Source organism: Cupriavidus sp. CP313, assembly GCF_054072015.1.
Map to the genome: position 1 here is coordinate 46,670 of NZ_JBSVZB010000019.1, position 20,698 is coordinate 67,367.

Genomic DNA, 20,698 nt, shown 5'->3' on the forward strand with positions numbered 1-20,698 from the left:
CCAGCAACCGGCGAAGATGTCCACAGGCCGGGCTCAGGCAGCGCTGGCCTGGCTGCTCATGTATACGGGGTCGACGTGCGTCATCACGTTGAGCACGTGATGGTGCTCCAGGGTGCGGCGCCGGGCTTCGACTGCGATTGCATGTCCCTGCGCCACCGTCAGCGTGGCATCGATCTCCAGGTGCACGTCCACCAGCACCTGGTCGCCCATCTTGCGGGTGCGCAGGTCGTGCAGGCCCAGCACGCCGGGCGTGCCCAGCATGGTCGCGCGGATCGCCGCGACGGTCTCCTCGTCGGCCGCGCGGTCCATCAGGTCGTCGAGCGCATCCCAGCCGAAACGCAGGCCCATGCGTGCCACCATCAGCCCCACCACGATGGCCGCCACCGGATCCAGCATGTGGTAGCCCAGCAGGTTGCCGCCAATGCCCAGCGCCACCACCAGCGACGAAGCCGCATCCGAGCGCGCATGCCACGCATTGGCCACCAGCATGCCCGAGCGCACGCGCCGCGCCACCGCCAGCATGTAGCGGAACAGCAGCTCCTTGGACACCAGCGCGGCCAGCGCCACCCACAAGGCCACCGGCTGCACCGGCTGCAGGCTGGCCGGATGCTGCAATTTGTCCACCGCCGCCCACAGCATGCCCGCCCCCACCGCCAGCAGCAGCCCGCCGACTGCCAGCGACGCCGCGGTCTCGAAGCGCAGGTGGCCGTACTGGTGGTCGGCGTCCGGGTCCTTGCGGCTCTGCCAGCCGGCCAGCAGCACCACGAAGTCGGACAGCAGGTCTGAGAGGGAATGCGCGGCGTCGGCGATCAGCGCCTGCGAGCCAGAGATGACACCGGCCACGGCCTGAACGGCGGTCAGGCCGATATTGACGGCCACGCTGACCAGCGTGCTGCGCCGGCCGGCCCGGTGGCGCGCGTCGGCCTCGGCCGCGCTGGCGGCGGTGGCATCGTCCGGAAGGCCGGCGGAGGCGGGCCGCAGAGGGTTGTATTGCGATTCCATCGGGTGACTATAGCCCAACATCCGCGATGGGCGGATCGGGCCATAGCGGCGCTGCCGTGCCGATTTCGTAACAGCGCTGGCGAAGTTTTGGTGTCGCCTTTACCGTTAGACGGAACGGGCACACCCGGTCACTGCAAGGAGGGCCCAACGATGGCGATTCGGTCACTTGCCTCGCACAGCACATCCCAGCTGCGCCACCTGGTCGGACAGATGCAGGCGGAAGTCGACGCACTAGAAAACCTTTCCACCCCCGACGACGACGCACAAAGCCGCCTTGGCTATGCCATCGGCCGCCTGCGCGACGGCATCGAGGCGGTCGAGGACGCGCTGCAGTCGCTGCGCGCGCTGCAACAGGTACGGCCGTCGGCGATGAAGGCCCGCCGGCCGACCCGGGTGGCCTAGCCTACCCGCGCCTGTACGCTGGCGCGATCCACACGGCCGGGCAGATCGCTCGCGCTCCTTGTTGTCCCCACGGGCCGGCCTACGCCGCCGGGCAATAGCGCAGCGCCTGCGACATGGCTTCGCACGCGGCCGGCACCGGGCCGATGACGGGAATCGGAAAGCGCTGGCCCAGCGCCCGGGCGGCCTCCCCCAGCGGGCCGCCGCCGATGATCACGGCTTGCGCCCCATCGGCGCGGATGCAGGTATCGACCGCGCCCGCCAGCAGGTCTTCCTGCTGCTGCGGCGTGCCGCCCAGCGCGCGCGGATCGCCTTCGGTGAAGCGCGCGCCCGTGAAGAGCTCGCCCAACCCCTGCCGGCGCACGCCGGCGCTGATCGACGCCGCCAGCCGCGGCGTGGTGGTGGCGATGCCGAAGCGCCGCCGCCCGGCCGCGGCCGCATGCATCGAGGCTTCGCCGATGCCTACCACCGGCACCGACAGGTGCGCGCGCAGGGCCTCGATGCCGGGGTCGCCGAAGGCGCCGACGATCACGCCGTCGGCACCGCCGGCCAGGCGCAGCATGTCTGCATCGCAGATCGCCTCAGCGGCCACGGCAAGGTCGTCTTCGTCGATGATCATCGGCGCCCCGCGCGTGACCGTCGCGCCGACCACGGCCGGCGGCGCGGCCATGGCCTGCGCGAACCAGGCGCGCGCGATCTCGACCATCATCTGCGTGGTGGCGCTCGACGTATTCGGGTTGATCAGCAGGATGTGGCTCATGGATGCCTCTTGAGATTCAGGAATGCCAGCGCAGGTACATCGCCAGCGGGTGGCTCGATTTCCTGTTGGCTTGCATGGGATCGAACAAGGCCCCGGCGGGCGTAGGTTGGCGGCGGCACAAGGCGCGTACGCCTGTGCCGAGGGGTCAACGATAGCGTATGGCGGCTGCCAGCGCGAGATGGCGGACAGCGCAGGCAGCAGAAGCACAAAAGCCCCGGAAAGCGTTGGCTTTCCGGGGCTTTTGCGAGTGATATCTGGTGGACCGAAGGAGGATCGAACTCCCGACCTCTGCATTGCGAACGCAGCGCTCTCCCAGCTGAGCTATCGGCCCGTGGCGGTTGATTGTAGCGTAATACGGCAGCGCCCTTCAATCCTCGGGGCGGCGCATGAGGGGGCTGCGCAACATCAGGCGGCCATGCCCGGATTGCCGTCCATGCCGCGCACGCGCGGCAGGTTCAGCGGGCGGGCGCTGACTTCCTTGGTGCTGCGCAGCCACTGTGCCATCACGTCCCAGATCGGCGCGCCGCCGGCCTGGCGCGCTTCTTCGGCCACCGGCGCCCAGCCCGCCACCTTGTAGGTCTTGCCGGCTTCCAGCGGCTTGCCGGCCAGGCGCATGTCGCTGATGCGCTTGCCCATGCCAGCGGTCGGATCGATGGTGTACTGCAGCCCGCCCACGCGCACCATGTCGCCGCCCTGCTGGTAGTACGGGTCGGGGTTGAACAGGTTGTCGGCCACGTCTTCCAGGATGGTCTTGATGGTCTCGCCGCTCATCTGCGTCACCGTGGTGTACGGGTAGGTGATGGCGGTCTGGTCCATCAGGTGTTCCATGGTGATGGCCTCGCCCGGCAGCAGCGTGGTGCCCCAGCGGAAGCCCGGCGAGAACGCGATCTGCGCGCCCTGGGCCTGCATCAGGCCGTCCAGGATCAGCTGGTCGAAGGTGCCGTTGAAATTGCCGCGGCGGTATAGCAGGCCGCGGTTGACGGCCAGCACTTCGCCCAGTTTTTGCTCATAGGGCGCGCGAACCTTCTTGATCAGCGCGTCCATGGCAGGGTCGGCCGGCAGGTAGTTGGCGAACACCGGCAGCAGCCGGTAGCGAAAGTCCGCGACCTTGCCGCCCTTCACGTCAAAGTCCAGCACGCCGAGGAACTTGCCGTTGGAGCCGGCATTGGTCACCAGCGTGGTGCCGCCGGCATGCTTCACCGGCACCGGCGCGGGCATGCCGTCATGGGTATGGCCGCCCAGGATGGCGTCGAGCCCGCGCACGCGCGAGGCCAGCTTCAGGTCCACATCCATGCCGTTGTGCGACAGCAGCACCACCGCCTGCGCGCCCTTGCCGCGCGCTGCGTCGATGACCTGCTGCAGGTTCTCTTCCTGGATGCCGAAGGTCCAGTCCGGCACGAAGTAGCGCGGGTTGGCGATCGGCGTGTACGGGAAGGCCTGGCCGATGATGGCCACCGGCACGCCGTTGATCTCGCGGATCACGTACGGATCGAACACCGGATCGCCGAAATCGTTGGTCTTGATGTTCTGCGCCAGGAAGGCGACCTTGCCCTTGAAGTCCTTGTCGACGATCTCCTTCACGCGGTCCGCACCCAGGGTCATCTCCCAGTGCGGCGTCATCACGTCCACGCCCAGCGCCAGCGCGGCATCCACCATGTCCTGGCCCTTGGTCCACAGCGCGGTGGCCGAGCCCTGCCAGGTATCGCCGCCGTCCAGCAGCAAGGCGCCCGGCCGGCCCGCCTTCAGCCGTTTCACCAGCGTGGCCAGGTGCGCAAACCCGCCGACCTTGCCATAGCGGCGCGCGGCCTCGTTGAAGTCCAGGTAGGTGAACGCATGCGCCTGCGGCGTGCCGGGGCGGATGCCGTACTGGCGCAGCAGCGCGTCGCCGACCAGGTGCGGCGGCTTGCCGGCATAGTCGCCGATGCCGAGGTTGACGTTGGGTTCGCGGAAGTACACCGGCCGCAGCTGCGCATGGCAGTCGGTGAAATGCAGCAGGTGGACGTTGCCAAAGCGCGGCAGCTCGTACATGGCCTCGGCGGCCTGCGCGGCGTGCGCGTCTTGATGGGGGAACGTCATGCCGCCGGCGCCGGCAATGGCCAGCACCTGCAGGAACTCGCGTCGGTTCATGTCTCTTCCTGGAATTGGCGGTGGCGGTCGGCCCGTGGCGCAGGCGTCCGCCATCGCATTAAGGTGTCCTGTTCCGCAGATCCCTTGCCATGAAATCGCCCAGTTGGCCGCCATGCGTCGTTGCTCGTCGTTGCCATAGCTACGGCTATGGCGCCTCCTCGCGCCTAGCCTGACAGCCAACTGGACGATTTCATTTTGGCAAGCCATCTACGGAACAGGACACTATGGCCGCGCGTACCGCTCCAGCGCCGCCACGTCGTCTTCAAGCATTTCGCCCACTTCCTTCTGCACCACGCGGCCGCGCGCGTCGATCACGTACAGCTCCGGCAGCCCCTTGCGCTTGCCGAACACGGCCTGCAGCGCGGGCGAATCCATCGTCGCCGGGAAAGTGTAGCCGCGCTTCTTCATGTAGTCGGCTGCCTCGCGCGGATCCTTGTCGATGCTGATGGTCAGCACCTGCAGCGTGCCGCGCGTGCGTTCATGGAGCTTCTGCAGGCGCGGGTTCTGCATCGCGCAGAACGGGCACCACGAGGCCCAGTATTCAACCACCAGCGGCTTGCCGGCCAGCGCGGCGGCGCCGAGCGTGCGACCGTCGAGTGTACGCACTTCGGGCAGGCGCACGGTGTCGCCTACCTCCAGCGCCGCCGCGCCGGCTGCAGCGCCGGCCAGGCCGAAGGCCAGCAGCCAGCGCAGCAGCACGGCAGGCGCGCGCATCGGCCTTACTGGTTGACCGGCGAGGCCGGGTCGAGCAGCAGCGCCATTACGTCGCGGATCTGGGCCTCGGTCAGGATGCCCTTGTGGCCAAAGCGCGGCATGTTGGAGCAGGCGGCGTAGGCGCTGGAGTCCCAGATCTTGCCCCAGGTGTACTTGATGACATCCTGCGAGTTGCCGCGCAGCTTGCCGTACTGGTACAGCGACGGGCCGATATTGCCGAACGAGATCTCGGCCTTGGTCATCTGGTGGCAGGCGTAGCAGTTGCCGCCGTTGGTGCCGCCGACCTGGTCGGTGAACTGCATGCCGCGGCCGTTCTGGGCGACCTTTTCGCCTTCCTTCCAGTCGCCCAGCCATTTGTCTTCGGCGGGGTATTTCACCTGCTTGAGCTCGGCGGCTTCGATCTTCTTGGCAAGCTTTGCCGGCACCTTGGTGCGGTCCGGGTACTGGCTGCAGGCCTGCTGCATGCCGTCCTGGCTGAGCACGCCCTCGACCGTGACCGGGCCGCGGGACGAGAACGAATCCTCGATCAGGTGCTTCATGTCGGCGCCGCTGACGGCGGCGGGCTTGCCCTTGGGCGCGTGGGCCTTGGTGCTGTCCTGCGCGTGGGCGCCGGTTGCCAGCAGGGTGGCCAGGGCCGCGATGGCCAGTGCCTGGTGTTGTCGTTGCATGGTGTCTCTCCCGTACTGGTCAGCGCTTCATCGCCGGGCCGTCGTAGGTCCCGCCGTTGGCGTTCTTCGCCAGGAACATGGTCAGCGCGGTGATCACGTCCGAGCCATAGGCGGGTTCGGGAAAGCGCTGCTGGCGCAGGCAGTCGTACAGGCGGTGCTGCATGGTGCGGACCTCGCCCTGCGAGACGCGGTAGGCGGGCCAGGTGGTGTAGGCCGCCTGCGCGCCCTTGTCGGTCAGCAGGTTGGGCAGATCCTGCAGGCGGATGCGCTGGCCGTCCACTGCATGGCAGGTGGCGCAGGCAAAGTCATAGGCGCCGCCGCGGTAGAAGAACATCTTCTCGCCCAGCGCATAGGTACGCTTTTCTTCGGGATGGCTGAGCTGCACGTTCATCTTCACGCCGCGCGACTCGCCGGTCAGGTAGGCCACCAGGCGCTCGATCTCGGACGGCTTGCCCGACGACGAGAACGGGATCTTCGTTGCCTCTTCCCTGGTCAGCCCCTGCAGCGTCATGCGGCAGTAAGCCAGCCGCTGCTCCAGGTCCATCACCTTGCTGGCGTCCTTGAAGTAGCGCGGCAGCTCGGCGTAGGCGCCCTTGGTCACGCCCGGGCCCTTGCCCAGGTCGCACTGTTCCAGCGAGGCGTTCTTCGGGCCGGCCGGCTTCTTCCACAGCTCTTCGCCGGCGGCTTCCCACAACTCGGCGGGATTGCCTTCGGCCAGCATCTGGCGGTACTTGGCGATTTCGTCGGCGGTGCTGCCCTGCGCATGCACGGCGGCAGCGGAGGCCACCGCAGCGGTGGCCGCCGCGGCCAGCGCGGCGCGCCGGGCCAGGCTTCGGATGGTGTTCATGGGGCTTCTCCTCGCGGCCTCGCACCGTGGCGGGCCGTTCTCTCTTTTGTTGCCGGAAGCTGCGCCGCCCGGCTCAGGGCTTGATATAGGCGTAGCCTTCTTCGGCCTGCAGGCGGGCAATCTCGACCACGCCGGCCGGTACCACTTTGGCTTCCATCAACAGGCTCGATTCTGCAATCTTGCGTGCGGTCAGCGTGTTGCGGCACACGCGGAACTCCACCCCAGCCGAGGCCAGCGCGCCCACCGGGCCATCAAAGGTGTTGCCGCGCCCATCCTTGGCGCCTTCGACCAGGAAATCGATGCCGTAGCCGAACGCCACCACCACGATCCTGGTGCCCGGCGCGCCGTTCAGGTGGTTGCGCAGGTTGCCCATCGCGCGCACCGCCTGGTCGATGCCTTCGGACAGCTGGTACACCACTTTCACGCGCCCGCCCTTGCCAGCAGCCGGAGCAGCCTGCGCTGCCGCCCTGGCGCTCAGGCCGATGGCGGCCAGTGCCGCCGATGCTCGAATAAATGCTCGCCGCATGTTGTTCCTTCCCGCCGGGCCAGCCCCGGCATCCGTCCCGAACCTTAGCAGACGACGGCGTGGCCCGCCGGCCGCGGAACGGCTATCAGGCGATGGTCGCTTCGTCGGTGCGCTTGTCGCCCTTGTTGTCGATCCAGGTCACGGCGACCTTGTCGCCCTTGGCGCCGCCCTTGAACTTGAAATTCAGGAACGGGTCCTTCGACACCGCCGGGCCGAACTGGGCGCGGAACACTTCCTTGCCCTTGCACTGGGCGGTCACGGTCTGGATATGCCAGGCCGGCACGACCTTGCCGGACGCGTCCTTGCGCTGGCCGGTTTCCATGTCGTGCTTCATCAGAATCTTGACGTCAACCACGCCGCCGTTTTCGGTGGCGCGTACGCGCATCGGGTCTGCCATGTGTTTCTCCTGTTGCAGTTTGGGAATCTCGATCCGGGGCGCGGCGTCAGCCGCCGCAGCCGCCCAGCGTGACCTTGATTTCCTTCGATGCCACGTACCACTTGCCGCCGGCCTTGACCGCGGCATGCACGACCGAGGTCTGGCCCATCTTCACACGCGTGGAGACGAACGGCTCGGTGCCGGCCGGGATGATGAAGTCGGCGGCCAGCGTGTTGGGGTTCTTTTCCACCAGGATCGCGATCTGCTCGGTATCCGGGATGGTGCTGGTCACGGCCACCGGCACCACGGCACCGTTCTCGGCGATATCGGGGGCGGTGAAGGTGATGGCGGTGCTTTTCTCGGTGCCGCTGCCGCCGAGCGCCTTGATCACGTCGGCAACGCTCTTGCCGTCAAAGGCGTTCTTGTTCCACTCGGCCGCCTGCGCTTCGCTGATCAGGCCGGTGGCGGCCATCAGCGACAGGACAGCGGTGACCCGCAGCACTTCTCGTCGTTTGGAATTCATTTTTCTGCTCTCCGGCTACTCCGTTCCAGTCGGTCGATGACCGCTTCGGGGATCTTCATGCGGCCGGTACATGGCCGGCCGCTGGTCTGTCCTGGCCGCGCGGCATTCACCGCCCGGCCTGGTGCATCGGCGGACTGCCCGCCTGGTCGGTAAGGCTTACTTGGCGGGGGCGCCAGCCAGCACCCACTCGACCACGGTCTTCAGGTCGGCGTCGCTGAGCGCCGCGTTGGCGGGCATCGGCACCGGGCCCCAGACGCCCGAGCCACCGCTCTTGACCTTCTTGGTCAGGGTCGCCAGGGCGTTCTTGTCGCCCTTGTACTTGGTAGCCACTTCCTTGTAGGAAGGACCGACCAGCTTCTTGTCGACCTGGTGGCAACCCATGCAGGCGTTCTTGTTGGCGATATCCTGTGCCTTGGCGGCATCGACCGCGTGGGCCGATGCGGCGGCGCCGAGCATCAGCGCTGCGATGACAAACTGCTTCATTGTTAAGCTCTCCAAGCTCTGTAAAGCCGTGGGGACGGCAAAGGCCGCTGGGCCGTACTGCAGTGGCTTCGCGGCACACACTGGCCGCCGCCTGGGGGCACTGCGACGGCCAGTCCGCTATTTTGCCTCAAGAATCCAGCCCACCATGGCCTGCACGTCCGAATCCGGGATCTGCGGCTGCGGCGGCATCGGCACGCTGCCCCATGCGCCCTGCCCGCCCGCCTTGACCTTGCGCGCCAGCGCGGCATGCGCGTCCTGGCCCTTGTACTTGCCGGCGATGTCGGCAAAAGACGGCCCCACCAGCTTGCGGTCCATCGCGTGGCAGGCCATGCACTGGTACTGGCTGGTGAGCCGCGCGCCTGGCGCGGCCGGCTCCGAAGGCGCTGATGCAGCACTTTTCGATGCGGCATTGCCCGCGGCCACGCCGCGCACCGGGCCGAAGGTCCGCTGCTGCTGTGCCAGCTCGCCATGGGCATCGCGGGCGTAGTCCGGTATCGACGAGGCAATCACCACCTTGCCGGTGCAGTCCTTCATGCAGGCCGTATTGCGCGTGTCCGGTCGGCCGCGCCCCGGCCACAGGCCGTGGCCGGTGGTCATGCCGTCGCGGTTGGGCATGCGCCGCTGGACCTCGGCGATATTGGTGTCAGACAGCGTGAAGTCGGCCGGGACGATCTCGCCCAGGTGCAGCATATAGGCGGTGACCGCGTAGACGTCGCTCACGCTCAGGCTCTTGGGCGCGTTCCACGGCATGGCGCGATGGATGTAGTCCCACAGCGTGCTGACGGTGCTGACCTTCATCAGCGTGGTGCGGTACGGCTGGTTGCCGGTCATGCCGGCCACGCGGCCGCGCTTGATGTCTTCGGCGGTGGTGCCGCCGACCAGCGGCGAGAACACCTCGTTGGATTCGCCAAAGTCGCCGTGGCACGACGCGCACTTGCCGTCCCAGACCTTCTGCCCCTGCGCCACCGTGCCGCTGCCTCTGGGCAGGCCCTGGAAGTCCGGGCGCACGTCGATGTCCCACGCGGCGACTTCGGCGGGCGTGGCGGTGCGGCCAAGTGCCGCACGTGCGTCGGCCGTGCCCGCCCACGCCGGGGCGGCGCTGACGGCTGCCAGCACCAAGGCGGCGGCGGTCCTGAGCTCAGCCCACATGGACATTGGACACCTCGCCGCCTGCCGCCACCTGCCAGCTCTGGATGGCGTTGTTGTGGTAGACCGAGCGCGTGCCGCGCACCGCGCGCAGCTGCCCCAGCTTCGGCTGCACGTAGCCGGTGTCGTCGATCGCGCGGCTTTGCAGGATGGCGGGGCCGCCGTCCCAGACCCAGTCCAGGTTGAAGCGCGTCAGGCACTTGGACAGCACCGGCGCCTCCAGCCGCGCGGTGCGCCAGTTGCGCCCGCCGTCGGTCGAGACATCGACACGCCTGATGCGCCCGCGCCCCGACCACGCCAGCCCGCTGATGTTGTAGAAGCCCTTGCCCACCAGCTGCTGCCCGCCCGAAGGCGTGGTGATGACCGACTTGCACTCCTGGATCGAGGTGTACTGGCGCAGCTTGCCGTCCGGCATCATGTCCACGTAGTGGATGGTCTCGTCCTTGGCGTTCCAGGGCTGGTCGCCCAGCTCCAGCCGGCGCAGCCACTTGACCCACGACACCCCCTGCACGCCCGGCACCACCAGCCGCAGCGGATAGCCGTTCTCGGGGCGCAGCATCTCGCCGTTCATGCCCCAGGCGACGATGATCTCGTCGGCCAGTTCCATCGGGATGGTGCGCGTCATCGACGAGCCATCGCCGCCTTCGGCCAGCAGGTAGCGGCCGCGGCGCAGGTCGGCGCCGGCATCGTCCAGCAGCACCCGCAGCGGCACGCCGGTGAACTCGCAGCACGACAGCATGCCGTGGGTGTACTGGACCGTGGGCACGGCCACATTGCCCCATTCCATGCCGGTATTGGCGCCGCATTCGATGAAATGCATGCGCGACACCGCCGGCAGGCGCATCAGGTCGTCCATGGTGTAGACGCGCGGCGTGCGCACCAGGCCGTTGAGCATCAGGCGGTGGCGGGCCGGGTCGATATCGTGCCAGCCCTGGTGGTGACGCTCGAAATGCAGGCCGTTGGGCGTGATGATGCCGAAGAAGCCCTGCAGCGGCGCGAAGGCAACCGAAGCAGCGGAAACACGCGTCAGGCCCGGCGACTCGCGCCGCACCAGGTTCTGCTCATGCACGGACGGCTGGCCATACGGCCGTGCCGCGACCGGCTGGCCCAGCGACGTGGCCCAGGGCTGCGCCTGCAGGATGGCGGGATCGCCGCCGGCCGCCAGCGCCTGGCGGCCCGCCGTGGCGGCGGCAATCCCCGCGGCCGCGCCCAGGAAGCTCTTGCGCAGGAAGTCGCGCCGCGGCGCGTCCAGGCCGTGCCGGCCGATGTCCTGCTGCAGCGATGCGCTGACGAAGTGCTCGGGCGCGGGCACGATGCGCCCGGGCCGGTTCCGTTCCTGCAAATCGGTCTCCTCCGGCGCGCTCGCCACGGTCCCCTGGACCGGTCGGCGTGCCTGTTATCGGGCCGCTGCAGCGGGTGCGGCAGCGATCCTTCTACCGGAAGAGCGGAGCTAGCCTGCCGTGCGCCGCCTGCGCGCCGGGGCCTCAGGCGCCGGCTGTGCCATGAAGCGGTCGACCACGCCGGAGGGCAAGGCGCTGTCCTCCAGCCGGCTCGCCACCTGCACGCAGACCGTGCGGCACAGCTCGATCACGCTTTCGTCCGCAATGGCGTAGAACACGAGGTTCGCCTCCTTGCGGCGCGACAGCACGCCCGAGCGGTACATCGCGTTGAGATGCCGCGACACATTGGTCTGCGACGAACCCACCGTCTCGACCACCGTGCTGACCGGCTTCTCGCCATCGCACAAGGCGTGCAGGATCTTCAGCCGCGTCGGCTCCGCCAACAGGCTGAAGTAGCCCGATACCTTTTCGAATACGCGATCCAGCTCTTCCATGCCATCCAATATATTCGTATATGCGTGAATGCGCATATAGTGTTTACCCACTGATGCGGCACAGCATAAGCGCGGCGGGAGGATCAGCGGCGCGCCAGCGCCCTGCCCGCCCACAGGCGCTGGCCGAACACATTGAGCAGGAGCCCAGCCATCACCACTGCCGCGCCCGCCCACTGCGCGCCGGACAGGTCCTCGCCCAGCAGCACATGCGCCGACACCAGCCCCACCACCGGCACCAGCAGCGTCAGCGGCGCCACCTGGCTGGCCGGGTAGCGCGTCAGCAGCCGGCCCCACATGGTGTAGCCGAACACCGTCGCCGCAAAGGCCAGGTAAGCCACGGCAAACACGGCCATGCCCGACACATGGGTGACGCTCTGCACGATGCGCGCCGGGCCCTCGACCCACAGCGACAGCAGCGCGAACGGCACGATCGGGATCAGCGCGCCCCAGATCACCAGCCCCAGCAGGTCGACCGGGCCGATCTTCTTGCTGACGATATTGCCGCTGGCCCAGCAGAACGCCGCGCACAGCGTCAATACAAAGCCCGCCACGCTCATGCCGCCGGCGCTGCCGGCACCGGCCCCGATCAAGGCCAGCCCGCCCGCCGCCACCGCCATGCCCGCAATGTTGTGCCAGCGCACCGGCTCGCCCAGCCACAGCGCCGCAATCGCCAGCGTGAAGAAGGCCTGCGACTGCAGCACCAGCGAGGCCAGGCCGGCCGGCATGCCGACCGCCATGGCGTAGAACAGGAAGGCGAACTGGCCCAGGCTGATGGTGACGCCGTAGGCCAGCAGCGGCCGCCACGGCACGCGCGGGCGCGGCACGAAGAAGATCGCCGGGAACGCCACCAGCAGAAAGCGCAGCGCACCCAGCAGCATCGGCGGCACGCCCGCCAGGCCAACCTTGATGACGACGAAGTTGACGCCCCAGACGCAGACAATGGCGAGGGCGAGGAGACGGTCTCTGGCTTGCATGGGGGGGCTGGGCCTGGGGCTGGGGGTGCGGCCCGGCGCGGTGCCGGACGAAACCCATAGGGTAGCAGCCCGCGGCCTTCGGGGCATGGCTCGCTTCTGCCGCGCGGCAGGGCGAGCCGCCCTGCCCCTACCCCAGCATCTCCGCCCAGATGCCCTTTGCCCACGCCAGTGCGTAGTCGCCTTCGAGCTGGTTCGGCGCCTCCGACAGCCCGCCCGATCCTGGCACCGTGAGCATGGTCTTCTGCGCCGCGTCATAGCGGTGCACGCTGGCCACGTGCACCGCCTCGCGGTCGGAGGTGAAGCTGTAGCAGGTGTTGTTGTAGAGCGGCTGCGGGTCGGGTGCCCGGCCCGACAGCAGCGCGACCATGGCCGCGGCCGCGACCTTGCCATGCTGGTTGGCCATATGGCCCGACTTGGGCATCAGCGGCGCGATCTGGATGGCATCGCCGATCACGTGGATATTGGCCGCGGCGCGCGACTCGAAGGTGACGAAGTCCACCTCGCACCACTTGCCATTGGCCGTGGCCAGCCCCGCCGACACCACGATCGCGCCGGCGCGCTGGGGCGGCAGCACGTTGAGCACATCGGCACGCTCGTCATCCTGCACATCGAACTTGAGCGTGCGCGTGGCGGGGTCCACATCCACCGCATTGAACTGCGGCCGGTATTCCACCAGGCCCGGGTACTGCGACGCCCACACCTTGCGGAACAGCCCGGCCTTGGAGGTGATGTCGGGGTTGGCATCCAGGATCAGCACCTTGCTGCGCGGCTTGTGCTGCCTGAAGTAGTACGCCACCTGGCAGGCGCGCTCGTACGGTCCCGGCGGGCAGCGGTACGGCGCCAGCGGGACGCTGATGGCATAGGTGCCGCCGTCCGGCATGGCCTCCAGCTGGCGGCGCAGCGCCACGGTCTGCGGGCCGGCCTTCCAGGCGTGCAGGATCTGGTCCCCGCCGGGCTGCTTCAGCCCGGGCAGCGCATCGCTCATCATGTCGACGCCGGGCGACAGCAGCAGGCGGTCGTACGGCAGCGTGGAGCCGCCCGCGAGGCGCACGGTCCGTTTGGCCGGGTCGATGGCCACGGCGGTATCGCGCACCAGCCGCACGCCGTGGCGGCGCACCAGCGCGTCGTACGGCAAGGTCAGGTCCGCCAGCTGCCGGCTGCCGCCGAGCACCAGGTTCGACAGCGGGCAGGAGATAAAGGCCGGATTGGGTTCGACCAGCGTGACCTCGATCGCCTGCCCGCTCCACTCGCGCAGGTAGCGGGCAGCGGTGGCGCCGCCGTAGCCGCCACCCACCACCACCACCTTGGCCGGCGCCGCGGCGCGTGCCGCCCTGACCCCGACCGAACCCAGTACTGCGGCGCCCGCGGCGCCCAGGAAGCTTCGTCTTTGCATGGTAGTCCCCTGCTGTCAGCGCACCGCGGCGAACCACGCCGTGATGGCCGCGATCTGGTCGTCGCTGTAGCCCTTGGCAATCTGGTGCATCACCGTGGCCGGCCGCGTGCCGGCCTTGAAGGCCTGCATCTGCGCGGCCAGTTCCGCTTGCGGGCGGCCGGCCAGCGGCGGGATCGTGCTGCCCGCCGGCGCACGCCCGGCGGGGCCGTGGCAGCTGGTGCAGGCGGCGGCCTGGCTGCGCGCACGCAGCGCGGCATCGGTGGCAGGGGCGGCGCTGTCTGCCGACAGCGCCGGCTGGGCGCCGCACAGCGCCGCGGCCAGCAGCGCCAGCCGCAGCAACACAGCGGGCCGGGGGAAGATTGTCATGGTCTCGCTCCGTGTGGGGCCGGCGCTGGGTTCCGCTGGAGGCGGCCGGCGTGGCAACCGTAGCACATCGGGCGGGGACGGTGTGCGGTGAAAACCGCAGAAGGACAAACGGCGTCCGCATGAGCGGACGCCGTCGAGATCGGCCCCGGAAGCTGGACTGGGCGCGTGCTCAGGGCAGGCTGCGGCCCGGCGGCAACGCCACCGGCGAAGTCACCGGTGCGGCGACCGGGCTGGTGGTCGCCGTGGTGCCAGCGGCGGCACCGGCCGGCGCATCGATCGGACCGCCCACGCCCGGCACCGATTGCACCGGCGCCGGCGTGCCGACATTGCCGTCGAGCGACGGGTTCTGCGAGGTGGAAGCCGCGTCCAGGCGCGCGCGCTCGGTGTCGTTGACGTAGTCGAAGGCCTTGACCACCTTGGTCACGCCCGAGGCATTGCGCGCCACGTCGGTGGCGCGGTCGCCTTCGGCGGCGGTCACCACGCCCAGCAGGTAGACCACGCTCTTCTCGGTGGTGAGCTTGATCGAGTTGGACGGCACGCCCTCGGCGGTCATCATCAGCGTCTTGACCTTGCTGGTCAGGTAGGCGTCCTGGCTCTGGGTCATGAAGCCGGGCGAGTTGACGATCTCAAGCTCGTTGATCACCACGCGCGCATTGGGCAGCCCGCGCACGTACTGTTCGATCTGCTGCTTGACGTTGTCGTTGCTGGCTTCGCCGGTCAGTAGCACCTTGCGGTTGAACACGGTCACGTTGACGCGTGCCTGGCCGCTGTAGCGCGAGTTGATGGTGTTCTCGGCCTCGAGCTGCAGGCCGCGGTCCACGGTCTGGGTGGCGGCCGGGCGGCGGTCGGTGGCCATGGCCACGCCGGTCCCCATGGCGCCGGCGATCACGGGGAAGCAGCCGGCGAGCTGGGTGGCGCAGACCAGCACGGCCGCCGCGGCCAGGCTGGCGCGGCCAAGGCCGGCGGTGCGGGAAGGATGGCGCGCGCCGGCGCCGTTCCAGGGGGCTTGCGTAGTGGGCAGGTTCGTCATGCGGTCCTTGCTGTGGCTGGATGTTGGGAATGTGAGGAAGGGCAGGATCAGGCTTCCCCGAGCAGTGCCTCGTCGATGCCGTCGCACAGGCAATGCAGGGTCAGCAGGTGCACTTCCTGGATGCGCGCGGTGCGCTCGCTCGGCACGCACAGGTGGATATCGAATTCATCGAGCAGGCCGGCGATGGTGCCGCCGCCCTTGCCGGTCAGCGCAATCACGGCCATCTCGCGCTGGCGCGCGGCTTCGATGGCGGCGATCACGTTGGCCGAATTGCCCGAGGTGGAAAGCGCCAGCAGGATGTCGCCGGGCTGGCCCAGCGCCTCGACCTGCTTGGAAAACACCTTGCTGAAGTCATAGTCGTTGCCGATCGCGGTCAGGATCGAGCTGTCGGTGGTCAGTGCGATCGCGGCCAGGCCCGGGCGCTCGCGCTCGAAGCGCCCGACCAGTTCGGCGGCAAAGTGCTGCGCATCGGCTGCGGAGCCGCCGTTGCCGCAGGCCAGGATCTTGTTGCCGCTGGTCAGCGCGCCGACCATGCGTTCCACGGCGGCGTTGATATAAGGGGCCATGACCGCCGCGGCCTGTTGCTTGGTCTCGGCGCTGTCTAGAAACTGTTGCTGGATACTGTCGATACTCATGGCTCTGGGGGCCTTGTTGTTGCCATTGCGATCCGCGGATCGTACCTTAGGGTCTGCCGCGCATTATGAACCAGCCCCGGCGGCATCCTGGTCAAAGGCATGCTGCAGCCAGTCCAGCCGGCCGGGTTCCAGGGCCACCACGTCGAAGCGGCACGGCGGCACCTGGGCCAGCGTGGCCAGGTAGTGCGCGGCCGCCAGCAGCACGCGGCGCTGCTTGGCCGGCGTGACGCTGGCCGCCGCGCCGCCGAAGCCCCGGCCGCTGCGCTGGCGCACCTCCACGAACACCAGCGTGCCGTCCGGCGCGCGCATGACCAGGTCGATCTCGCCGCCTTTGCAGCGATAATTGCGAACCACGGGCTCCAGGCCCTGGCGCCGCAGGTGTGCCAGGGCCCGGTCCTCCGCCTGCGCACCGCGTAGCTGTGTGGTTTGCAACTGCGTGGTGGATTTGAATGATCGCATCAACGGAAGTTCTCAAGCATGAGTGACTGGATCTCCCTGGCGGCCAGCCAGTCCTACCCGGCCGGCACCCTTTATGTCGTGGCCACGCCCATCGGCAACGTCGCCGACCTGTCGCTGCGCGCGCTGCATGTGCTCGGCCTGGCCGACGCCGTGGCCTGCGAAGACACCCGCAATACCGGCCAGCTGCTGTCGCGCGTGGGCCTGCATCGGCCGCTGGTGGCCGTGCACGAGCACAACGAGCGCGAGGCCGCGGGCCGCATCACGGCGCGCCTGGCGGCCGGCGAGCGCATCGCCTACGTCTCGGACGCCGGCACGCCGGGCATCTCCGACCCGGGTGCGCGCCTGGTCGAGGCGGTGCGCGCCGCCGGCCATCCGGTGGTGCCGCTGCCCGGCCCCAGTGCCGCGGTGGCCGCGCTGTCGGTGGCGGGCGACATGCTCGATGCCGGCGAGGGCCGCTTCACCTTTGTCGGCTTCCTGCCCAGCAAGCCCAAGGCGCGCACCGAGGCCATCGCCCGGCTGGCGGCGCTGGACCACGCCTGGGTCTGCTACGAGGCGCCGCACCGCATTGCCGACACGCTGGCAGCGCTGGCCGCGGGCCTGCCAGGCGAGCGCCGGCTGCTGGTCGGGCGTGAACTGACCAAGCTGTTTGAGGACATCGCGGTGCTGCCGGTGGCGCAGGCGCCGGCCTGGCTGGCCGCCGACCCGAACCGGGCCAAGGGGGAATTCGTGCTGGTGGTGGAAGGCGCTGGCGCGGCAACTGCCGCGGATGGCTTGCCGGATGCCGAAGCCCAGCGCGTGCTGGCGCTGCTGCTGGCGGAACTGCCGGCCAAGCGCGCCGCCAAGCTGGCGGCCGCGATCACCGGCGCCGGCACCGATGCGCTCTACCAGCTGGCGCTGGCACAGCGCGCGGGGCAGGCAGAGGACTGACGCGGCCCGCGCGTGGTCCCGGGATTGGGAGGAGGAAAGTAAAGCAGAGGTGTCAGCGCGCGGCGGCATGCGGCGGCGCTGCCCTGGTCAGCGCCGTGTGCGCTTGACGGTCTTGCCGCTGGCCTTGGTCGAATTGCGCGCCTTGGCGGGCGCCAGCGAGTTGGCCAGTTCCGGCACGGATACGTCGTCGTCGCCGCTGCCGTCGCCGGCCTCGGTGCCGCCGGCATCGACCTGCGGACCCAGCGCGGCCACTTCAGTGCGCGTCAGGCGGCGGATTTCGACGTTGGTCGCGCCGCGTTCGACAAAGCCGAGGCGGCGTGCGGCGCCGTAGGACACGTCCAGTACGCGGTTGCCGTGATACGGCCCGCGGTCATTGATGCGAAGCACTGCTACCTTGTTATTGCGCAGGTTGCGCACCAGCACCCAGCTGTCCAGCGGCAGCGACGGATGGGCGGCGGTCATGGCGCGCATGTCGAAGCGTTCGCCGTTGGCGGTCTTGCGGCCGTGGAAGCCCTTGCCGTACCAGGACGAAACGCCGCGCTGCTCGAACGTGCCGATGTCCGCGCGCAGGCCGTCCAGCGAGCTGCCGCTGCGGCCTTCGTCCGCGTCATAGCCGAACAGGTTCCAGCTGCCGCCGTCCGAGGAGCGCGGGGCACGCGCGGACTTGTCGGCGTCGGTGCGATCGGGCTTGCCGGCCTTGCCGTTCTTTGCCGCGCGCGTGGGCACGGCGCCAGCGTTGTCGTTGCTTGCGTTGTCGCCTTCAGGGGGCGTGGCACAGGCGGCCAGCACCACGGCGCATGCGGTGCATGCGCTGAGCTTGGCCAGCCGTTGCCAGCGCTTAGCGAGAGCGGAGATCCGTAACATGGGCGGCAGTCTAACATTGACTCTTTACGACTATCTCTTTCATTTTGTTACGAAATCTGTGCGATTTCGCACCATCGTGGCCTATCTGCCCGGAATCCCGCTTGTGGCAAGGGATTCCCGCCCGAGACGGGGCTTTCGCGCGGGTAACGCGTAAAGCACACGACTTGCATCGGGGCGGCGAATCGCCGCCCGGCGCTACAATGCTGGGCACCGCCCGCCGTCCGTGCGGGACAGTCCGTGGCGCCCGGCCAGAAGGCGCCCGGCGCACAAGAAATCGTCCATGAAAGCCCTGCTCATTCCCGTCACGCCCTTCCAGCAAAACTGTTCGCTGCTGATCGATGAAAGCACCGGCCGCGCCGCTGTCTGCGATCCCGGCGGCGACCTGGATCGCATCCGCGCGGCGGTGAAAGAGCAAGGCGTCACGCTGGAAAAGATCTTCCTGACGCATGGCCATGTCGATCACTGCGCCGGCGCCGCGGCGCTCGCGCGCGAGCTGGGCATCCCGATCGAAGGCCCGCAGCAGGACGAGCGCTTCTGGATCGAGCAGCTGCCCGAGCAGACGCGCCGCTTCGGCTTCGGCCAGGCCGAGAGCTTCGAGCCAGACCGCTGGCTGGAGAACGGCGACACCGTGCAGTTCGGCAACGAGACGCTGGAGGTCTACCACTGCCCCGGCCACACGCCCGGCCACGTGGTGTTCTTCTCGCGCGCCAACCGGCTGGCAGTGGTGGGCGACGTGCTGTTCGCCGGCTCGATCGGCCGCACCGACTTCCCGCGCGGCAACCACGCCGACCTGATCCGCTCGATCCGCACGCGGCTGTGGCCGCTGGGCGAGGACGTGACCTTCATCCCCGGGCACGGCCCGGTCTCCACCTTCGGCGAGGAACGCCGCAACAACCCGTTCGTGGCCGATCACCTGCTCGACGTGGGCTGAGGCCGTGGCCAAGCGACAGGCGCCCGACACCCGCCCGGAGATCTACGTCAGCACCGACGTGGAAGCCGACGGCCCGATCCCGGGCCCGCATTCGATGCTGTCGTTCGCGTCCGCGGCGATGCTGGCGGACAAGACCGTGGTGGCCACGTTCTCCGCCAATCTCGAGACCCTGCCCGGCGCCGCCGGCCACCCGGTGCAGATGCAGTGGTGGCAAACCCAGCCCGAAGCCTGGAGCGCCTGCCGGCGCGACCTGCAGCGCCCCGAGGACGCCATGGTCCGCTATGTCGAATGGGTCGAGAGCCTGCCCGGCAAGCCGGTCTTCGTGGCCTTCCCGGCCGGCTTCGATTTCACCTGGATGTTCTGGTACATGACGCGGTTCGCCGGGCGCTCGCCCTTTGGCTGGGCCGCCCTCGACATCAAGACGCTGGGCTTTGCGCTGACCGGGCGCCCCTATCGCAAGACCGTCAAGGCGGCCTTCCCGGCCGCTTGGATGGATCCGCTGCCGCACACCCATGTGGCGCTGGACGATGCGCTCGAACAGGGTGCGCTGTTCTGCAACATGCTGGCTACGCTGCGTGAGCGCGAGGCCGCACTGGCCAGCCTGGCGTCCGACGCGGCAGCGGACGCTAGCGAGCCCTCACCTGCGCCCGGGCAACCCTGAACCGGTTACTGCGCTGCGGCAGCCCGGGCGGCACGCCCCTTGCAGGCTTGCGTTCGCATCTGACGCCAGCGCGCCTATAGTAGAAGCGGATATGGCGTACCGGGCGAAACGAGCCACAGATCATCCGGCGCACTTGCGCAGCCACGCCATATGCCGTTTGAGTCATGTTGCCCGGATCGCGCGGCGCCTGCCGAGGAGGTGTCGATCATGCGTTTTCATACCGACCTGCACTTGAAAGACCTGGCCGGCCGGATCCATTGGCCGCATGCCACGCGGGGCGCCACGCCCATTACCCATCGCCACACCTCGGATGAGGACGCCGAAGTCGCCAAGGCCACGCTATACATCAGCACGGTGACGCTGGTGGTGCTGCTGGTCGTGCTGGCGGCCATCGCTTTCGGTCAGGAGGCCATGCACTGGCTGGGTGTTCATTAGACGACCCGCCTGAAGCTGTTTGCCTCAAGCACCGGCCGGCCCCCACAACGTGGGGGCCGGTTTTATTTGGGGCCGTGCATTGGCTGGCTCAGGCCAGCAGCGGCGCCACGTTCTCGGGCGGCCGGCCGATCGCGGCGCGGCGGTTGCGCACCACCACCGGGCGCTGCAACAGGATCGGGTTGTCGGCCACGGCGGCCAGCAGCTCGGCCTCGGTCAGGCCGGGATCGGCCAGGCCCAGCTCGGCAAACGGCGCTTCGTTGTCGCGCAGCATCTCGCGCACCGGCACGCCCAGCATGGTGTGCAACTGGCGCAGCGTGGCCAGCGACGGCGGCTCTTTCAGGTATTCCACGATTTCCACCGGTTCGCCCAGCCGCTCGCTGGCGGCCTGGACCAGGGCGAGCGTTTCGCGCGACTTGGAGCAGCGGGGGTTGTGGTAGATGGTGATCATGGCAGGGTCCTTTCTTGTCGTTTCCGTGCCCCGCCCCGGGGCGTTGGCACTAATGCGGTGCAAATCAATCCGCACTATATACAAGACACCGGGCCTCGCGCAGCATCACGCTGGTGCATGTGCCCGGCACGCATCCTGCGTTGCCCCAAGTCCTTGCATAGGGCACCATT

26 protein-coding genes and 1 tRNA gene are annotated in these 20,698 nt (G+C 68.8%); 5 read left to right on the forward strand and 22 right to left on the reverse strand.

What is annotated here, in order from left to right; genetic code table 11:
* Positions 1–33 precede the first annotated feature (33 nt).
* On the reverse strand, positions 34–1,002 hold the full coding sequence (locus tag ACW4E8_RS24040) for a cation diffusion facilitator family transporter (RefSeq protein WP_456806804.1): 969 nt from the start codon (positions 1,000–1,002) through the stop codon (positions 34–36).
* A gap of 150 nt (positions 1,003–1,152) precedes the next feature.
* Here ACW4E8_RS24040 and ACW4E8_RS24045 point away from each other — a divergent pair, with 150 nt between their 5' ends.
* Positions 1,153–1,404 carry a hypothetical protein gene (locus ACW4E8_RS24045; RefSeq protein WP_456806805.1) on the forward strand — a complete coding sequence of 84 codons (252 nt, stop codon included), beginning with the start codon at positions 1,153–1,155 and terminating at the stop codon, positions 1,402–1,404.
* Between the two features lie 79 nt (positions 1,405–1,483).
* Here the strand turns inward: ACW4E8_RS24045 and ACW4E8_RS24050 are convergent, their stop codons facing one another.
* The 19 genes from ACW4E8_RS24050 to ACW4E8_RS24140 form a co-directional block, all read right to left on the reverse strand.
* The gene (locus tag ACW4E8_RS24050) at positions 1,484–2,161 is read right to left on the reverse strand and encodes an aspartate/glutamate racemase family protein (protein ID WP_456806806.1); all 678 of its coding nucleotides are present in this window, start codon (positions 2,159–2,161) and stop codon (positions 1,484–1,486) included.
* A gap of 255 nt (positions 2,162–2,416) precedes the next feature.
* Positions 2,417–2,492 (reverse strand) — tRNA-Ala (locus ACW4E8_RS24055).
* A gap of 74 nt (positions 2,493–2,566) precedes the next feature.
* A complete protein-coding gene (gene soxB, locus ACW4E8_RS24060) occupies positions 2,567–4,288 on the reverse strand; it encodes a thiosulfohydrolase SoxB (RefSeq protein ID WP_456806807.1) in 1,722 nt (573 codons plus the stop codon).
* A gap of 222 nt (positions 4,289–4,510) precedes the next feature.
* Positions 4,511–5,002 carry a TlpA family protein disulfide reductase gene (locus tag ACW4E8_RS24065; RefSeq protein ID WP_456806808.1) on the reverse strand — a complete coding sequence of 164 codons (492 nt, stop codon included), beginning with the start codon at positions 5,000–5,002 and terminating at the stop codon, positions 4,511–4,513.
* A gap of 5 nt (positions 5,003–5,007) precedes the next feature.
* Complete coding sequence (soxX, locus tag ACW4E8_RS24070; protein WP_456806809.1) at positions 5,008–5,670, reverse strand: sulfur oxidation c-type cytochrome SoxX; 663 nt, start codon at positions 5,668–5,670, stop codon at positions 5,008–5,010.
* A 19-nt stretch (positions 5,671–5,689) separates the two neighbouring features.
* Entirely contained in the window at positions 5,690–6,517 is an 828-nt protein-coding gene (soxA, locus tag ACW4E8_RS24075; protein WP_456806810.1) for a sulfur oxidation c-type cytochrome SoxA, read from the reverse strand.
* A gap of 73 nt (positions 6,518–6,590) precedes the next feature.
* Positions 6,591–7,043 (reverse strand): DsrE family protein, encoded by a 453-nt coding sequence (locus ACW4E8_RS24080; RefSeq protein WP_456806811.1) that lies wholly within the window; start codon positions 7,041–7,043, stop codon positions 6,591–6,593.
* Between the two features lie 85 nt (positions 7,044–7,128).
* Positions 7,129–7,440 carry a thiosulfate oxidation carrier complex protein SoxZ gene (gene soxZ, locus ACW4E8_RS24085; RefSeq protein WP_018006135.1) on the reverse strand — a complete coding sequence of 104 codons (312 nt, stop codon included), beginning with the start codon at positions 7,438–7,440 and terminating at the stop codon, positions 7,129–7,131.
* Positions 7,441–7,486: 46 nt separating this feature from the next.
* A complete protein-coding gene (gene soxY, locus ACW4E8_RS24090; RefSeq protein ID WP_010812118.1) occupies positions 7,487–7,942 on the reverse strand; it encodes a thiosulfate oxidation carrier protein SoxY in 456 nt (151 codons plus the stop codon).
* A gap of 156 nt (positions 7,943–8,098) precedes the next feature.
* Positions 8,099–8,425, reverse strand: a complete 327-nt coding sequence (locus ACW4E8_RS24095) for a c-type cytochrome (protein ID WP_456806812.1) — start codon at positions 8,423–8,425, stop codon at positions 8,099–8,101.
* Between the two features lie 117 nt (positions 8,426–8,542).
* Positions 8,543–9,580: a c-type cytochrome gene (locus ACW4E8_RS24100; RefSeq protein ID WP_456806813.1), complete on the reverse strand. Its 1,038-nt coding sequence runs from the start codon at positions 9,578–9,580 to the stop codon at positions 8,543–8,545.
* Positions 9,564–10,913 (reverse strand): sulfite dehydrogenase, encoded by a 1,350-nt coding sequence (gene soxC / locus ACW4E8_RS24105; protein ID WP_456806814.1) that lies wholly within the window; start codon positions 10,911–10,913, stop codon positions 9,564–9,566. Before soxC ends, ACW4E8_RS24100 begins: the two co-directional genes overlap by 17 nt.
* Positions 10,914–11,021: 108 nt before the next feature.
* Positions 11,022–11,441, reverse strand: coding sequence for an ArsR/SmtB family transcription factor (locus ACW4E8_RS24110; RefSeq protein WP_456806815.1), 420 nt, complete (start codon positions 11,439–11,441; stop codon positions 11,022–11,024).
* A 47-nt stretch (positions 11,442–11,488) separates the two neighbouring features.
* Positions 11,489–12,379: an EamA family transporter gene (locus ACW4E8_RS24115; RefSeq protein WP_456806816.1), complete on the reverse strand. Its 891-nt coding sequence runs from the start codon at positions 12,377–12,379 to the stop codon at positions 11,489–11,491.
* A 127-nt stretch (positions 12,380–12,506) separates the two neighbouring features.
* On the reverse strand, positions 12,507–13,772 hold the full coding sequence (locus tag ACW4E8_RS24120) for an FCSD flavin-binding domain-containing protein (RefSeq protein WP_456806817.1): 1,266 nt from the start codon (positions 13,770–13,772) through the stop codon (positions 12,507–12,509).
* Between the two features lie 15 nt (positions 13,773–13,787).
* The gene (locus ACW4E8_RS24125) at positions 13,788–14,138 is read right to left on the reverse strand and encodes a c-type cytochrome (RefSeq protein WP_010812125.1); all 351 of its coding nucleotides are present in this window, start codon (positions 14,136–14,138) and stop codon (positions 13,788–13,790) included.
* Positions 14,139–14,307: 169 nt separating this feature from the next.
* Positions 14,308–15,168: a BON domain-containing protein gene (locus ACW4E8_RS24130; protein WP_456806818.1), complete on the reverse strand. Its 861-nt coding sequence runs from the start codon at positions 15,166–15,168 to the stop codon at positions 14,308–14,310.
* A 47-nt stretch (positions 15,169–15,215) separates the two neighbouring features.
* Positions 15,216–15,803 (reverse strand): phosphoheptose isomerase, encoded by a 588-nt coding sequence (locus tag ACW4E8_RS24135; protein ID WP_456806819.1) that lies wholly within the window; start codon positions 15,801–15,803, stop codon positions 15,216–15,218.
* A 63-nt stretch (positions 15,804–15,866) separates the two neighbouring features.
* Positions 15,867–16,262 carry a YraN family protein gene (locus ACW4E8_RS24140; protein WP_340530996.1) on the reverse strand — a complete coding sequence of 132 codons (396 nt, stop codon included), beginning with the start codon at positions 16,260–16,262 and terminating at the stop codon, positions 15,867–15,869.
* Between the two features lie 18 nt (positions 16,263–16,280).
* On the opposite strand from ACW4E8_RS24140, the gene rsmI reads away from it, so the two are divergent.
* A complete protein-coding gene (gene rsmI / locus ACW4E8_RS24145) occupies positions 16,281–17,189 on the forward strand; it encodes a 16S rRNA (cytidine(1402)-2'-O)-methyltransferase (RefSeq protein WP_456806820.1) in 909 nt (302 codons plus the stop codon).
* Positions 17,190–17,276: 87 nt separating this feature from the next.
* Here rsmI and ACW4E8_RS24150 read toward each other — a convergent pair whose 3' ends face one another.
* Entirely contained in the window at positions 17,277–18,053 is a 777-nt protein-coding gene (locus tag ACW4E8_RS24150) for a septal ring lytic transglycosylase RlpA family protein (RefSeq protein WP_456806821.1), read from the reverse strand.
* Between the two features lie 280 nt (positions 18,054–18,333).
* Here ACW4E8_RS24150 and ACW4E8_RS24155 point away from each other — a divergent pair, with 280 nt between their 5' ends.
* The 3 genes from ACW4E8_RS24155 (at position 18,334) to ACW4E8_RS24165 (ending at position 20,080) form a co-directional block, all read left to right on the forward strand.
* Entirely contained in the window at positions 18,334–18,984 is a 651-nt protein-coding gene (locus tag ACW4E8_RS24155; RefSeq protein WP_456806822.1) for an MBL fold metallo-hydrolase, read from the forward strand.
* A 4-nt stretch (positions 18,985–18,988) separates the two neighbouring features.
* Complete coding sequence (locus ACW4E8_RS24160; protein ID WP_456806823.1) at positions 18,989–19,645, forward strand: exonuclease; 657 nt, start codon at positions 18,989–18,991, stop codon at positions 19,643–19,645.
* A 207-nt stretch (positions 19,646–19,852) separates the two neighbouring features.
* Positions 19,853–20,080 carry a hypothetical protein gene (locus ACW4E8_RS24165; protein ID WP_456806824.1) on the forward strand — a complete coding sequence of 76 codons (228 nt, stop codon included), beginning with the start codon at positions 19,853–19,855 and terminating at the stop codon, positions 20,078–20,080.
* A gap of 88 nt (positions 20,081–20,168) precedes the next feature.
* Here the strand turns inward: ACW4E8_RS24165 and arsC are convergent, their stop codons facing one another.
* Positions 20,169–20,528: an arsenate reductase (glutaredoxin) gene (arsC, locus tag ACW4E8_RS24170; protein WP_456806825.1), complete on the reverse strand. Its 360-nt coding sequence runs from the start codon at positions 20,526–20,528 to the stop codon at positions 20,169–20,171.
* Between the last annotated feature and the right edge of the window lie 170 nt (positions 20,529–20,698).